The sequence below is a fragment of the Streptomyces cinnamoneus genome (assembly GCF_002939475.1).
Classification (GTDB): domain Bacteria; phylum Actinomycetota; class Actinomycetes; order Streptomycetales; family Streptomycetaceae; genus Streptomyces; species Streptomyces cinnamoneus_A.
In genome coordinates, this window is sequence record NZ_PKFQ01000001.1 from 6302145 (window position 1) to 6315488 (window position 13344).

Sequence of the window (13344 nt, forward strand, 5' to 3'; positions counted from 1 at the left end):
CCATCCCACCGGTCCCCCGGAGCGTCACTGTCCGACGCGCCCCGGCTGGAGCACCTTGGTGAACAGGACCCCGCCCCGCTCGTCGCGCAGGCGCACGGTCAGCTCGCCGCTCTCCCCGTCGATGGCGACCTCGCCGAAGAACTGGCTGTCCTGCCCGGGCGGGACGTTCGCCGCGGCGGGCGCCTTGACGAAGGGCTGGGCCGGGCCGAACGTGCCGTCCAGCTTCACCGCGGGGAAGCCGCCCGCGTTCAGCGGACCGGTCACGAACTCCCAGAACGGTGCGAAGTCCGTGAACGCCGCCCGCGCGGGGTCGTAGTGCTGTGCGCTGGTGTAGTGCACGTCGGCCGTCAGCCACACCGTGCCCGTGACGCGCTGGTGCTTGATGTGCCGCAGCAGGTCCGCGATCTGCAGCTCGCGGCCCAGCGGCGCCCCCGGGTCGCCCTGCGCCACCGCCTCGAAGTTCACCGCCCCGTCCGTGACGACCAGGCCCAGCGGCATGTCCGAGGCGATCACCTTCCACACCGCGCGCGAACGCGTCAGCTCCCGCTTGAGCCACCGCAGCTGCCGCTCGCCCAGGATGCCCCGGGCGTCGTCGGGCTGCCGGCCCGGGGAGTTGGCGTCGCGGTAGGCGCGCATGTCCAGGACGAAGACGTCGAGCAGCGGGCCGTGACGCAGCACGCGGTAGATCCGCCCGTCGGCGTCCGGTCGCCGGGTGGACAGGGGGAAGTACTCCGAGAACGCCCGCAGCGAGCGGGCCGCCAGCACGTCGGCCCGCTTCTCGGTGTAGCGCGCGTCGTCCAGGAGCTGGCCCGGGTACCAGTTGTTGTGCACCTCGTGGTCGTCCCACTGCGCGACGACGGGCACGTGGGCGTTGAACTCCCGCAGGTGCTCATCCATCAGGTTGTAGCGGAACGCCCCGCGGAACTCCGCGAGCGTCTCGGCCACCTTGGACTTCTCCTCGGTGGTGACGTTCCGCCAGGTGCCGCCCCCGGGCAGGGCCACGGTCGCCGGGATCGGGTTGTCGGCGTAGATGGTGTCACCGCTGCACAGGAAGAAGTCCGGGTCCAGCTCCCGCATGCGCGCGAAGATCCGGTAGCCGCCCAGGTCGGGGTTGATGCCCCAGCCCTGTCCGGCGAGGTCGCCCGACCAGACGAACCGCACGCCCTCCCGCCGCGCCGGAGCGGTGCGGAACGTGCCGTACACCGGGCGGCCCGTGCGGCGGGGGTCGTCCGGGTCGGCCAGCAGCACCCGGTAGTGGATCCGCTCGCCGGGCGGCAGCCCGCGCAGGGCCGTGCGTCCGGTGAAGTCCGTGCCGGGCCCGAGGAGCGGGCCGGCCCAGCGCCGCACGGTGCGGAACGACTCCGTCGCCGAGGTCTCCACGACCATCCTGGCCGGCCGGTCCGAGCGCACCCACACCAGTCCCGAGGAAGCGGTCACGTCGCCGGTCTGCACGCCCCAGCCGGCGTCGGGCCGCCCCGACAGGGCCAGGGCGGGAGCCGCCGCGGCCAGGGGCGGCAGCGCGGCCGCGCCGGCGGCGGCCACCGTCCCCCGCAGCACCGTCCGCCGCCCGACCGCGAGCCCCGATCCGTACGCCTTCGCCATGCCGCATGACCTCCCGTGTCCGGCCGACGTCCGTCGTCGTCACCGGGTTACTACCGGCGCCACGTGCCCGGCGGCTGAACACGCCGTGAACAAGGGGCGCGTCCGGCCCGTGAGATGACGGAGGTCACTCCCGTCGCCCCACCGTCCGGGTCTGCGGCGGTCGAGGACGTCAGCGCGAGGTGTCCAGGATGACGCGGGCGACGAGCGCCGGGTCGTCGCTCATGGGGACGTGGCCGCAGCCCGGCAGCCGCACGAGCCGGGCCCCGGGGATCACCTTCTTCGCGCGTACCCCCTGCCGGGGCAGGAGCAGCCGGTCGCCGGTGCCCCAGGCGATGGTCACCGGCATGTCCGGCACGTCGTGGGTGAAGCGGACGGCGCGCCCGGCGGCCAGGGTGGCCTCGAAGCCGGTCGCCTCGCGCAGCGCCCGGGTCTCGGCGACCACCGCGTCGGGCGAACGGCGGCCGGGGCGCGTGTAGATGGTGCTGACCAGCGCCGCCCGGCCCGCCGCCGTACGGGCCAGGGCGGCGACGGCCCGTTCGGGCAGCCGCAGCGCGCCCTGCCGCATGCCCGTCAGCATCCCGAAGGCCCAGCGGCGCTCGGCCTCGGTCCAGAAGCCGCCGGGGGACAGCGCCGTGACGGACCGTACGAGCTTCTCGTGGCCGAGGGCCAGGGCGAGGATGCCGCCGAGGGAGTTGCCCGCGACGTGCGGCCGGTCCAGGCCGAGCGCCTCGAAGAACGCGCGGAGCACCGGGGTCACTCCCCGGAGGTCGTAGGCGACGCCGTCGGGGAGCGCGGGGGACGCCCCGAAGCCCGGCAGGTCGACGGCGATGACGTCCCGTTCGGCGGCGAGGACGCCCACGACGGGGTCCCAGGCCTGGAGGTGGTGGCCGATGCCGTGCAGCAGGACCAGGGGTTCGCCGTCCCCGAGCCGTTCGTAGTGCACCTCGGTCGTGCGCTGACCAGAGGGCGTGTCGACGGCAAAGGAGATCTTCTCGGTCATGCGTGGCTCCTCGTCATCCGTGGGGCGACGTACTGAGACAGGATGTCAGCAACGGTTACCGGAGGGTAGATGCCGGCGGGGCGGGACCGGCCTCCGGTGGCGCGCGATGAGAGCGGGTTCACGTGGACAACGCCCGCCGGTCTCGGGTGGGATGGGGCCGTGACCGCAAGCGACGCCGTGCTCGACGCCTTCGAAGAACACCGTTCCACGCTGACCGGGGTGGCCTACCGCATGCTGGGGCGCTTCGCCGACGCGGAGGACGTGGTCCAGGAGGCGTGGCTGCGCTGGTCGCAGGCCGGCCGGGAGGACGTCCGCGACCCGCGCGGCTATCTGGTGCGCGTCACCACGCGGCTCGCCGTCGACCGGCTGCGCCAGGTCACCGCGCGGCGCGAGGCCTATGTGGGGCCCTGGCTTCCCGAGCCCGTTTTCACGGACCTGGGCGAGGCGGTGCCGGACACCGCGGAGCGGGCCGTGCTCGCCGACTCGGTCTCCCTCGCGGTCCTCGTGGTCCTCGAGTCGCTCTCCCCGCTGGAGCGGGCGGTCTTCGTGCTGCGCGAGGCCTTCGGCTTCCCCTACCAGGAGATCGCCGCGACGCTCGACCGTTCGGAGGCGGCCGTGCGGCAGCTCGCCGGGCGGGCCCGCCGCCACGTGGAGGAGCGCAGACCGCGCTTCGACGTCGACCCGGTGAGCCGGCGCGACCTCACCGAGCGCTTCCTGGCGGCCGCGGCCGGGGGCAGCATCGAGGACCTGCTGGCCCTGCTGGCCCCCGACGTCCGCCTGGTCAGCGACGGCGGCGGCAAGGCGAAGGCGCCGCTGCGCGTCATCGAGAGCGCCGACAAGGTCGGCCGTTTCCTCCTCGCCGTCTCGGGCGCCTTCCCCGACGCCCAGGCGCTCGTCACCGAGGTCAACGGCGGCCCGGCGCTGCTGCTCCTCGTGGCCGGCCGGCCGGACACCCTCCTCAGCCTCCACGTCTCCGAGGGGCGCGTCGCGGAGGTCTACCTCCTGCGAAACCCGGACAAAATGCTGGGCCTCGTGTCGTAACCGGTCGTACCGGGCTGTTCAACGCATCAGTGTCCGCGCCTCATTGACCGGACGGACGCCCCGTCCGCGCCGCTTCTCACCGGCCGCGGGCCCCATCACCCTGCCCGCGGCGGCACGGTGAGGGATCGCCGTCCACCCTCCGCACCTCGGAAGTCCGTTCGCGCGCCCGCACCCGCACCTCCATTGGTCTTGACCAAGTACGCACACCGTCCTATGGTCGCAGGCATACTGCAACAACCTTTAATAAAGAAGAGCGCGAAAAGCCTTTGCGGAGGATCAGGGTGGGGACCACGCAGCTGGAATCGGTGCCGGAACCGAAGTACTGGCACCTGAAGACCGTCCTGAGCGACGCACTCGACTCCGAGTTCGCCGTGGGCGAGATCCTGCCCAACGAACGTGAGCTCGCGGCCCGCTTCGGCGTCGCCAGGGCCACGCTCCGTCAGGCGCTCGAACAACTGGAGCTGGAGGGCCGCCTCCAGCGCCGCCGCGGAGTCGGCACCACGGTCGCCCCGCCCCGCATGGGCGTCGCCGTGGCCGACGCCGAGCACGCCTGGCCCGGCACCGCCGCCGACGCCTGGCAGCCCGTCGACAGCACGGAGGAGGCCCCGCCCGCCGCCCTCGCCCGGCTGCTGGGCACCGAGCCCGGCCAGGTGGTGCACGTGGTGCGCCGGGCCCGCAAGACGCGCGGCCAGCCCGTCGCCGCCGAGCTGCTCTACGTCCCCGCCGACAGCGTTCCCGGCCTCGCCCCCCTCGACGCGCCCGCCGGGCCGTCCCGGGCCCGTGCCGTGCTGCGCGAACTCCAGCAGCTGCGGCTGGAGGGGCAGGAGCGGGCCGTGGAGCTGGGCTCCGCCCGCGCCGACGACGCCAAGCAGCTCGACCGGCTGCCCGGAGCGCCCGTCCTGCTCGTCACCACCCGCTACTTCGCGGACGGCCGGACGGCCGCCGTGGCCGTCGCCACCTACCGGGCCGACACCTGCCGGCTCACCTTCGGCGAGTCCGACGGCGCCGGCGTGCGACTGCTCGCCGGCTGACGGAGCGTCACCGGCGTTTGGTCACCGTGCTCTCGACCGCGAAGAGCTGCTCCTCCACGTGGTCGAGGGCCAGCCGCAGGGCTCCGGTGGCCACCGCCGCCTCACCCAGCAGCGACTGCGCCACCTGGGGCGGCCGCAGGCAGTAGCGGGCCAGCTCGGTGCGCAGCGGCTCCAGCACCCCGGCCGGACCGGCCGCCCAGCCGCCCACCACGACCAGCTCCGGGTCGAGGGCGAGCACGAGCGCCGCCACGTCGTGCACCAGCCGGCGCAGATACCGCTCCACTGCGGCCCGCGCCCGCGCGTCACCCTGCCCGGCCCGGGCGAACACGTTCGCCACCTGTGCCTCGTCCAGCGGGTGCAGCGGCTCCCCGGTGGTGGACAGTACCTCCTCCGGGGTGGCCTCACGGCCCAGCAGGTGCAGCGCCCCGATCTCCCCGGCCGCGCCGCCGAAGCCCCGGTGCAGCCGCCCGCCGATCAGCGAACCGGCCCCCGGGCTCAATCCCGCCAGCACGAACACCACGTCGTCCGACCCCGTGGCCGCGCCCTTCCAGTGCTCGGCCACGGCTGCGGCGTTGGCGTCGTTCTCCACCAGCACCGGGCACCGGAACGAGCGCCGCAGCCGTTCACCGAGCCGCAGCCCGGTCCAGCCCGGCAGCGCCGTCCCCAGCCGCACCGTGCCGTCCGCCTCCACGATGCCGGGCGTGGCCACGCCCACCGCGCGCAGCGAACCGCGCGGGACACCGGAACGCGCCAGCAGGTCGGCGACGGCGACGCGCACCTGCTCCAGCCGCTCGTCCGCCGGGGCGGTGTGCGGGACCTCCACGTGCGCCGAGCCGGTGACCCGCCCGCCGAGGTCCGCCAGCAGCGCGGCGATCCGATGCGGCCCGATCTCGACGCCCAGCAGATGCCCCGCCTCCACGCGGAAGCGGAACCGCCGCGCCGGCCGCCCCTGGCGCCGCGCCGCGCCCTCGTCGGCGGCCGCCTCCACCACCAGACCGGAGCCGATCAGCCCCTCGACCACGCCCTCGACCGTCGGCCGGGACAGCCCCGTCATCTTCACCAGGTCGGTGAAGGTGGGAGCCTCGGCGGCACGCAACGCGTGCAGCACGACGGCCGAATTGATCCGCCGCAGGAGAGACGGATCGCCACCGGTGAGCCGCCCCACGTGCCGCCTCCTCGCTTTGCGTGCCCTTTGCCGGACGGATCGTATCCGGTGCCGGGGAGCGCGGCGAGACGCGGTGCGTCACCCGGGCGTGACGAACCCCGACTCGTACGCGGCGATCACCGCCTGGGTGCGGTCCCGCGCCCCGAGCTTGGCGAGGACGGCGCTGACGTGCGTCTTCACCGTCTCCGTGCCCACCAGCAGGCCCGCGGCGATCTCCGGGTTGGACAGGCCGCGCGCCATCAGCCGCAGCACCTCTGCCTCGCGCGCGGTCAGCGCCGCCTTCTCCATCGCCGCCCGCGCCGGCTCGTTGCCGCGCGAGGCGGCCAGGCTCCGCAGGGAGGCCGGGAAGAGCAGCGAGTCGCCGGCCGCCACCATCCGCACCGCCTGCACGATCTCCGCGGGCGCCGCGCGCTTGAGCAGGAAGCCGTCGGCGCCCACGCGCAGCGCGTCGTAGACGTACTCGTCGTTCTCGAAGGTCGTGACGACCAGGATCTTCGGCGGCGGCGCCACGGCGCGCAGCACCGCCCTGGTCGCCTCGATGCCGTCCAGCAGCGGCATCCGCACGTCCATGGCGACGACGTCGGGCCGCAGCCGGCGCACCAGCGGCACCACGGCCGCGCCGTCGGCGGCCTCGGCCACGACCTCGATGTCCGGCTGGGCTTCGAGGATCGCGCGCAGACCCGCGCGCACCAGGGGTTCGTCGTCGACGAGCAGAACGGATATCGGCACGGGCTCACCCTAGATCGTTCAGCGGGAGCACCGCGCGCACCCGCCAGCAGCCCTCGTGCTCGCCCGTCTCGGCATGCCCGCCCAGCAGCGCGGCCCGCTCGCGGATGCCGCGCAGCCCGCTCCCGCTTCCGGCGAGCGTGCCCGCCCCGGCGGTCAGGGGGTTGCGGACGTCCAGCTCCAGCGCGTCCGGGCGCACCGCCATCCGCACCGAGACCGGCACCGCACCGGCGTGCCGCACCACGTTGGTGAGCGCCTCCTGGACAATGCGGTACCCCTCCCGCGACAGCGGGCCCGGCACCGCCTCCAGGGGCCCGGTGACCTCCGCGGTGACCTCGGCGCCGGCGCCGCGGGCCGCCGTCAGCAGCCGGCCGGCGTCCATGAGGGAGGGGCGGGCGGCCGGCCCCGGCGCGTCCTCGCGCAGCACCTTGAGCACCCGCTCCAGGTCCTCCAGGGCGTGCCGGGCCGTCTCCTCGACGGCCGCCAGGGCGCGTTCGGTGAACTCCGGTGAGCCCGCCGCCCGTGCCGCCCCCGCCTGTACCACCGCCACCGTCAGGGCGTGGCCGACCGAGTCGTGCAACTCCCGCGCGATCCGGTTGTGTTCGAGCAGCCGTTCCGTACGCTCCTCCAGGGCGGCCAGTCGCTCGGCCGCCGACGGGCCGAGCAGCGTCCGCGCCGCGCGCGCCGTCAGCTCACCGGTCACCGCGACGAACGCCAGCAGCAGCGCGACGACCAGCGGGGCCAGTGGTGCGTACCACCAGTGGCCGCCCTCCACCGTCCACGGCAGCGGAGTGCGCACGGGCACCGGTGACGAGGAGGAGCGGACCAGGCCCACCGCCAGCGCGGGCGCGTGGAGCGTCAGGAACGCCGTCGCCAGGCCCGTCTCGTACCGCAGCACCAGCCACAGCACCGTGCGCCACCGGTCGCCCCGGGACGCCGACGGCGCGGCCGTGAACGCCGGCTCCCGGCCGGCACCCCGCGCGGGGAAGAGCAGCAACTGGGCCTGCATGCCCTCCGCGAGCCGCGTCCTCGGGACCATGCCGGCCGCCGCCAGCAGCGGCAGGGGCGTCAGCAGCAGCCAGGCGCCCCGCGCCGTGCCGACGCCGCCGAGCCCGGGGTGGACGAGGGCGACGACGGCGGCGAGGACCACCGCCAGGAGGAGGTGCAGCCAGCGCGTGTACGTGACCGTGCGGGCCAGGGGGCGAAGCGGACTGATCATGCCGCCATCCTGGCAGCGCCGCCCGGCGGGTGGCCTCCCCCGCCCGGGGGAGCACCGCCCGCCCGTGGGTGAGCGACGGCCCGGCCCGACGGCTGCGGGTTCACCGGGCGGTCGCGCGGCGTCCTTCAGTCGTCGTCGGCGGCCACGCGCAGGCGCGCGAACTCCTCCGCCATCTTCGGCAGCGGCCAGTGGGCGTTGAGGCCGCTGGGGTTGGGCAGGGCCCAGACACGGGTCGTGCCTATGGTCCGGACCTGAGGGCCGATCTTGGCGTGCTTCTCACCGAACGCGACGCGGTAGGCGGTGATCCCCACGACCGCCAGCCAGCGGGGCCGCAGCAGTTCGACCTTCTCGACGAGGATGCGCCCGCCTTCCCGGAACTCCACGTCGCTCAGCTCGTCGGCGCGCGCGGAGGCCCGCGCCACGACGTTGGTGATGCCCAGCCCGTACGTGAGGAGTTCGCGCTCCTGCGCGGGCAGCAGCTGGCGGGGCGTGAACCCCGAGGCGTGCAGTGCGGGCCAGAAGCGGTTGCCCGGCCGGGCGAAGTGGTGGCCGGTGGCCGCCGACATCAAGCCGGGGTTGATGCCGCAGAAGAGCACCCGGAGACCGTCCGCGACCACGTCCGGTACGAGACGGTCGCGGGCGGCCTCCAGTTCCTCGGGTGTGAAGGAGCGGGTCAGAGGATCGCCCCGGGAGCGTAGGCCGCGGCCTCCGGGTGGCGCTCCGCGATCTCCTCGATCCGGGCGACCACGGAGGCCACCTGGTCGCCCGCGGCACCGGTGAACGACAGCTTGTCGGCCATCAGCGCGTCCAGGGCGGCGCGGTCCAGCGGGATCCGCTCGTCCGCGGCGAGCTTGTCGAGCAGCTCGTTGCGCTCGGCGCCCTGCTCGCGCATGGCCAGCGCGGACGCCACCGCGTGCTCCTTGATGACCTCGTGCGCGACCTCGCGGCCGACGCCGGCGCGCACGGCGCCCATCAGCACCTTGGTGGTGGCGAGGAAGGGCAGGTAGCGGTCCAGCTCACGGGCCACGACCGCCGGGAAGGCGCCGAACTCGTCGAGGACGGTCAGGAACGTCTCCAGGAGGCCGTCCAGCGCGAAGAACGCGTCCGGCAGCGCGACGCGGCGCACCACCGAGCAGGAGACGTCGCCCTCGTTCCACTGGTCGCCCGCCAGCTCGCCGGTCATCGAGGCGTAGCCGCGCAGGATGACCATGAGGCCGTTGACGCGCTCGCAGGAGCGGGTGTTCATCTTGTGCGGCATCGCGGACGAGCCGACCTGACCCGGCTTGAAGCCCTCGGTCACCAGCTCGTGACCGGCCATCAGGCGGATCGTCTTGGCCAGCGAGGACGGCGCGGCGGCCAGCTGGACCAGCGCGGTGACGACGTCGTAGTCGAGGGAGCGCGGGTAGACCTGGCCGACGGAGGTGAAGGCGTGGCCGAAGCCCAGGTGCGCCGCGATCCGCCGCTCCAGCTCGGCCAGCTTCGCGGCGTCGCCGCCGAGCAGGTCGAGCATGTCCTGGGCGGTGCCGACGGGGCCCTTGATGCCGCGCAGCGGGTAGCGGGCCAGCAGCTCCTCGGTCCGCCCGAAGGCGACCAGCAGCTCGTCCGCGGTGGTCGCGAAGCGCTTGCCGAGCGTGGTGGCCTGCGCGGCGACGTTGTGCGAGCGGCCCGCCACGACCAGCTCGGCGTGGTCGGCCGCCAGCTTGCCGAGCCGGGCCAGGACGGCCACGACGCGGTCGCGCACCAGCTCCAGGGAGAGCCGGACCTGCAACTGCTCCACGTTCTCGGTGAGGTCGCGGGAGGTCATGCCCTTGTGCACGTGCTCATGGCCGGCGAGGGCGTTGAACTCCTCGATGCGCGCCTTCACGTCGTGCCGCGTGACCTTCTCGCGCTCGGCGATCGAGGCCAGGTCGACCTGGTCCAGGACCCGCTCGTAGTCGGCCAGCGCGGCCTCCGGCACCTCGATTCCCAGGTCCTTCTGGGCGCGGAGCACGGCGAGCCACAGCTTCCGCTCCAGCTTCACCTTGTACTCGGGGGACCACAGCACGGCCAGCTCGGTGGAGGCGTAGCGGCCGGCCAGGACGTTGGGGATGCGGGGCTTGGGAGACACAGCAGCAGTCACGTGGCGAAAGTCTACTGGCGGTTCGCGCAGATCCGGACAGCACCCCGGTTTGTGGCTTGCTACGAAAGGGGCGCTACGGAAGCGGCGAGCCGTTCTGGGGCAGGGGGAGCGGCTCGTAGGGCAGCAACTCGGCCCGCTTGGGCGGACGCCCGTCCCCCGAGGAGCGGCCCGTCAGGCGGCGGCCGATCCAGGGGACCAGGTGCTCCCGGGCGAAGCGCAGGTCCGCGGTGCGGCGGACGGCCCAGCCGGGGCGTACGAGCGGGGGCAGCGGCTCGCGCCAGTCGGACTCCGGCGCGTGGCCGAGCGCCTGCCACACCGCCTCGGCCACCCGCCGGTGGCCCTCGGCGTTCAGGTGCAGCCGGTCGTCGGCCCACAGCCGGGAGTCGCCCAGGGCCTCGGCGGAGAAGAGGTCGACGACCAGGGCGCCGTGCCGCTCGGCCAGTTCGTCGACGAAGCCGAAGAGCTGCTCCATGCGGGGCCGGAAGCGCTCCAGCACCGGTCCGCGCCGGCCCGGGCTGCGCATCAGCACCAGCTGCCGGCAGCTCGGGGCCAGCAGGTCCGCCGCCTCCGCGAGCCGTGCGCACACCAGGTCCACGTCGCACTGCGGCCGCAGCACGTCGTTGAGCCCGCCCACGAGCGTCACCAGGTCCGCGCCCATGGCGGCGGCCGGCGCGGCCTGCTCGTCGGCGATCTGGCCGATGAGCTTGCCGCGCACCGCGAGGTTCGCGTAGCGGAAGCCGGCGGTGCGCTCCGCCAGGCGGGCGGCCAGGAGGTCGGCCCAGCCGCGGTAGGAGCCGTCGGGCAGGCCGTCGGACATGCCCTCGGTGAAGGAGTCGCCTATGGCGACAAAGCTGGTGTACGGGTGCGTGTATGAGGCACCCATCGGGGTGGCGTTCGTCGACATGGCCTCGCGATCCTACCGCCGGGGCCCGGGGGCCCCGGCGGCAGGCCCGCCCTCACGACCGCGCGCCGACCAGCTGGCGCAGGACGTCCTCCAGGGTGACCAGTCCGGCCAGCCTGTTGTCCTCGCCGATGGCGGCCGCCAGGTGGGCGCCCGTGCCGCTCATCGCCTTGATCACGTCGTCCAGCGGCGTGTCCGCCCGCACCCGCGCGATCGGCCGCAGCTTCCGCAGCGGGAACGACATGTCGCGGGGGCGGGCGTCCAGGGCGTCCTTCACGTGGAGGTAGCCCAGGATCCGGCCGGCGCCGTCGACGACGGGGAAGCGGGAGTAGCCCGACGTGGCGGCGAGCCGCTCCAGCTCCTCGGGGGTGACCCCGAAGCGGGCGGAGACCACGCGCTCCAGCGGGAGCACCACGTCCACCACCGGCCGCTTGCCCAGCCCCAGGGCGTCGCGCAGCCGCTCGGTGGCCCGCTCGTCCAGCAGGCCCGCCTCGCTGGAGTCGGCGACCATCCGGGCCAGCTGGTCGTCGGAGAAGACCGCGCCGACCTCGTCCTTCGGCTCGACCCGCAGCAGCTTCAGGAGGGTGTTCGCCAGGCCGTTGATGGCGAAGACGAACGGGCGCAGGGCGCGCGCCAGCGTCACCAGCGGGGGGCCCAGCAGCAGGGCCGTGCGCACCGGCTCGGCCAGCGCGATGTTCTTCGGCACCATCTCGCCGAAGAGCATGTGCAGATACGTCGCCACGGCCAGCGCGATCACGAACGAGACCGCGTGGATCAGGCCCTCCGGCAGGCCCACCGCGTGGAACACCGGTTGCAGGAGGTGCGCGATGGCGGGCTCGGCGACCACACCCAGCACCAGGGTGCACAGGGTGATGCCGAGCTGGGCCGCGGCCATCAGGGCGGAGATGTGCCGCAGTCCCCACAGCACGCTGCGGGCGCGCCGGTCGCCGCGCTCGGCGTAGGGGTCGATCTGGCTGCGGCGCACGGAGATCATGCCGAACTCGGCGCCCACGAAGAAGGCGTTGGCGACCAGGGTCGCGAGGCCGATGAGCAACTGGACGACGGTCATCGGTCCGCCCCCCCGGCCGGGTCGTCGCCCGGGACCGCGGCGGTGCCGGGCGGCGGGGACGTCAGGCGCACCCGCGCCGCGCGCCTGCCGGACGCGTCGGTCACCTCGACCCGCCAGCCGGTGACCTCCACCGTGTCCCCCTCGACGGGGATGCGGCCGAGGGAGGCGGCGACGAGGCCGGCGAGGGTCTCGTACGGCCCGTCCGGCGCGCGCAGCCCGATGTGCTCCAGCTGGTCGGTGCGGGTGGCGCCGTCCGCCTCGTACAGCGAGCGGCCCAGGGCGTCCTCGCCGGCCGGGGCGAGGTCGGGCAGCTCGTGCGGGTCGTGCTCGTCGCGGACCTCGCCGACGACCTCCTCGATGATGTCCTCCAGGGTGACGACGCCGGCCGTGCCGCCGTACTCGTCGATGACGATCGCCATGCTGCGCCTGCCAGACAGCCGGTCCAGCAACCGGTCCACGGTCAGGGAGGCGGGCACGAACAGCGGCTCGCGCACCAGGGCGGCGACCGGGCGGCGCGCTCGCTCCTCGGCGGGTATGGCCAGCACGTCCTTGATGTGGGCGGTGCCCACGACCGTGTCCAGGGTGTCCCGGTAGACGGGGAAGCGGGACAGGCCGGTGGCCCGGGTGGCGTTCGCGACGTCCTCGGCGGTGGCCCGGGCGTCGAGCGCGATGACCTGGACGCGCGGGGTCATCACGTTCTCCGCGGTCAGGTCCGCCAGGTTGAGGGTCCGCACGAACAGCTCGGCGGTGTCCGCCTCCAGCGCGCCCTCCTTGGCGGAGTGGCGGGCCAGCGCGATCAGCTCCTGGGGGCCGCGCGCGGTGGCCAGCTCCTCGGCCGGCTCCAGGCCGAGGCGGTGCACGACCCGGTTGGCGCTGTTGTTCAGGTGCCGGATCAGCGGGCGGAAGGCGGCGCTGAAGGCGCGCTGCGGCCCGGCGACGCGCCGTGCCACCGGCAGCGGCCGGGAGATCGCCCAGTTCTTGGGCACCAGCTCGCCGACGACCATCAGGACGACCGTCGAGAGCACCGTGCCCAGCACCAGGGCGACCTGGGAGGCCGCCGAGGAGGGCAGGCCCAGCGCCCGGACCGGTCCGGTCAGCAGCGCGGCGATCGACGGCTCGGAGAGCATGCCGATGATCAGGCCGGTGACCGTGATGCCCAGCTGTGCGCCGGAGAGCTGGAAGGTGAGGCTCCGCACGGCCTTCAGCGCGCTCTCGGCGCCGAGCTCGCCGCTCTCGGCCGCGCGCTCGAGCTCGCTGCGCTCCACCGTGGTGAGCGAGAACTCGGCCGCCACGAACACGGCGCAGGCGAGCGTCAGCAGCAGCGCGAGCACGAGGAGGAGCACTTCGGTCATCGGTTCACCTCCGTCCCATGATCGGGCAGGGGCGGGTGGACCGCGCGGTGTCGGCTGCGGGGACTACTGGGAGGCTCGCCCATGGGCGGACGCTCACACCTTTCACTCGGTCGGCTCGC

General features: G+C 74.4%; 12 protein-coding genes. 2 read left to right on the forward strand and 10 right to left on the reverse strand.

Translation table 11 applies throughout. From position 1 onward, the window contains the following. Positions 1–24 precede the first annotated feature (24 nt). Entirely contained in the window at positions 25–1602 is a 1578-nt protein-coding gene (locus tag CYQ11_RS27670) for an alkaline phosphatase D family protein (RefSeq protein WP_099198382.1), read from the reverse strand. Positions 1603–1771: 169 nt separating this feature from the next. After that, positions 1772–2602 (reverse strand): alpha/beta fold hydrolase, encoded by an 831-nt coding sequence (locus tag CYQ11_RS27675; protein WP_099198383.1) that lies wholly within the window; start codon positions 2600–2602, stop codon positions 1772–1774. Between the two features lie 159 nt (positions 2603–2761). Here CYQ11_RS27675 and sigJ point away from each other — a divergent pair, with 159 nt between their 5' ends. Both sigJ and CYQ11_RS27685 read left to right on the forward strand, forming a co-directional pair. After that, the gene (gene sigJ, locus CYQ11_RS27680) at positions 2762–3643 is read left to right on the forward strand and encodes an RNA polymerase sigma factor SigJ (protein ID WP_240003251.1); all 882 of its coding nucleotides are present in this window, start codon (positions 2762–2764) and stop codon (positions 3641–3643) included. 281 nt (positions 3644–3924) lie between these two features. Beyond that, a complete protein-coding gene (locus tag CYQ11_RS27685; protein ID WP_099198385.1) occupies positions 3925–4674 on the forward strand; it encodes a GntR family transcriptional regulator in 750 nt (249 codons plus the stop codon). 7 nt (positions 4675–4681) lie between these two features. Here CYQ11_RS27685 and CYQ11_RS27690 read toward each other — a convergent pair whose 3' ends face one another. The 8 genes from CYQ11_RS27690 to CYQ11_RS27725 form a co-directional block, all read right to left on the reverse strand. Continuing rightward, a complete protein-coding gene (locus CYQ11_RS27690) occupies positions 4682–5839 on the reverse strand; it encodes an ROK family transcriptional regulator (RefSeq protein ID WP_099198386.1) in 1158 nt (385 codons plus the stop codon). Between the two features lie 78 nt (positions 5840–5917). Continuing rightward, a complete protein-coding gene (locus tag CYQ11_RS27695) occupies positions 5918–6568 on the reverse strand; it encodes a response regulator transcription factor (protein ID WP_099198387.1) in 651 nt (216 codons plus the stop codon). A gap of 4 nt (positions 6569–6572) precedes the next feature. After that, positions 6573–7784 carry a sensor histidine kinase gene (locus tag CYQ11_RS27700; RefSeq protein WP_104651108.1) on the reverse strand — a complete coding sequence of 404 codons (1212 nt, stop codon included), beginning with the start codon at positions 7782–7784 and terminating at the stop codon, positions 6573–6575. 125 nt (positions 7785–7909) lie between these two features. Beyond that, on the reverse strand, positions 7910–8461 hold the full coding sequence (mug, locus tag CYQ11_RS27705) for a G/U mismatch-specific DNA glycosylase (RefSeq protein ID WP_099198625.1): 552 nt from the start codon (positions 8459–8461) through the stop codon (positions 7910–7912). After that, positions 8458–9891, reverse strand: a complete 1434-nt coding sequence (gene purB, locus CYQ11_RS27710; protein ID WP_099198626.1) for an adenylosuccinate lyase — start codon at positions 9889–9891, stop codon at positions 8458–8460. Before purB ends, mug begins: the two co-directional genes overlap by 4 nt. Before the next feature lie 85 nt (positions 9892–9976). Next, entirely contained in the window at positions 9977–10807 is an 831-nt protein-coding gene (locus CYQ11_RS27715) for an SGNH/GDSL hydrolase family protein (protein ID WP_240003306.1), read from the reverse strand. 52 nt (positions 10808–10859) lie between these two features. Continuing rightward, positions 10860–11873: a hemolysin family protein gene (locus tag CYQ11_RS27720; protein WP_099198627.1), complete on the reverse strand. Its 1014-nt coding sequence runs from the start codon at positions 11871–11873 to the stop codon at positions 10860–10862. Beyond that, a complete protein-coding gene (locus CYQ11_RS27725) occupies positions 11870–13225 on the reverse strand; it encodes a hemolysin family protein (RefSeq protein ID WP_099198628.1) in 1356 nt (451 codons plus the stop codon). The genes CYQ11_RS27720 and CYQ11_RS27725 overlap by 4 nt, the downstream gene beginning before the upstream one ends. Positions 13226–13344: the final 119 nt, after the last annotated feature.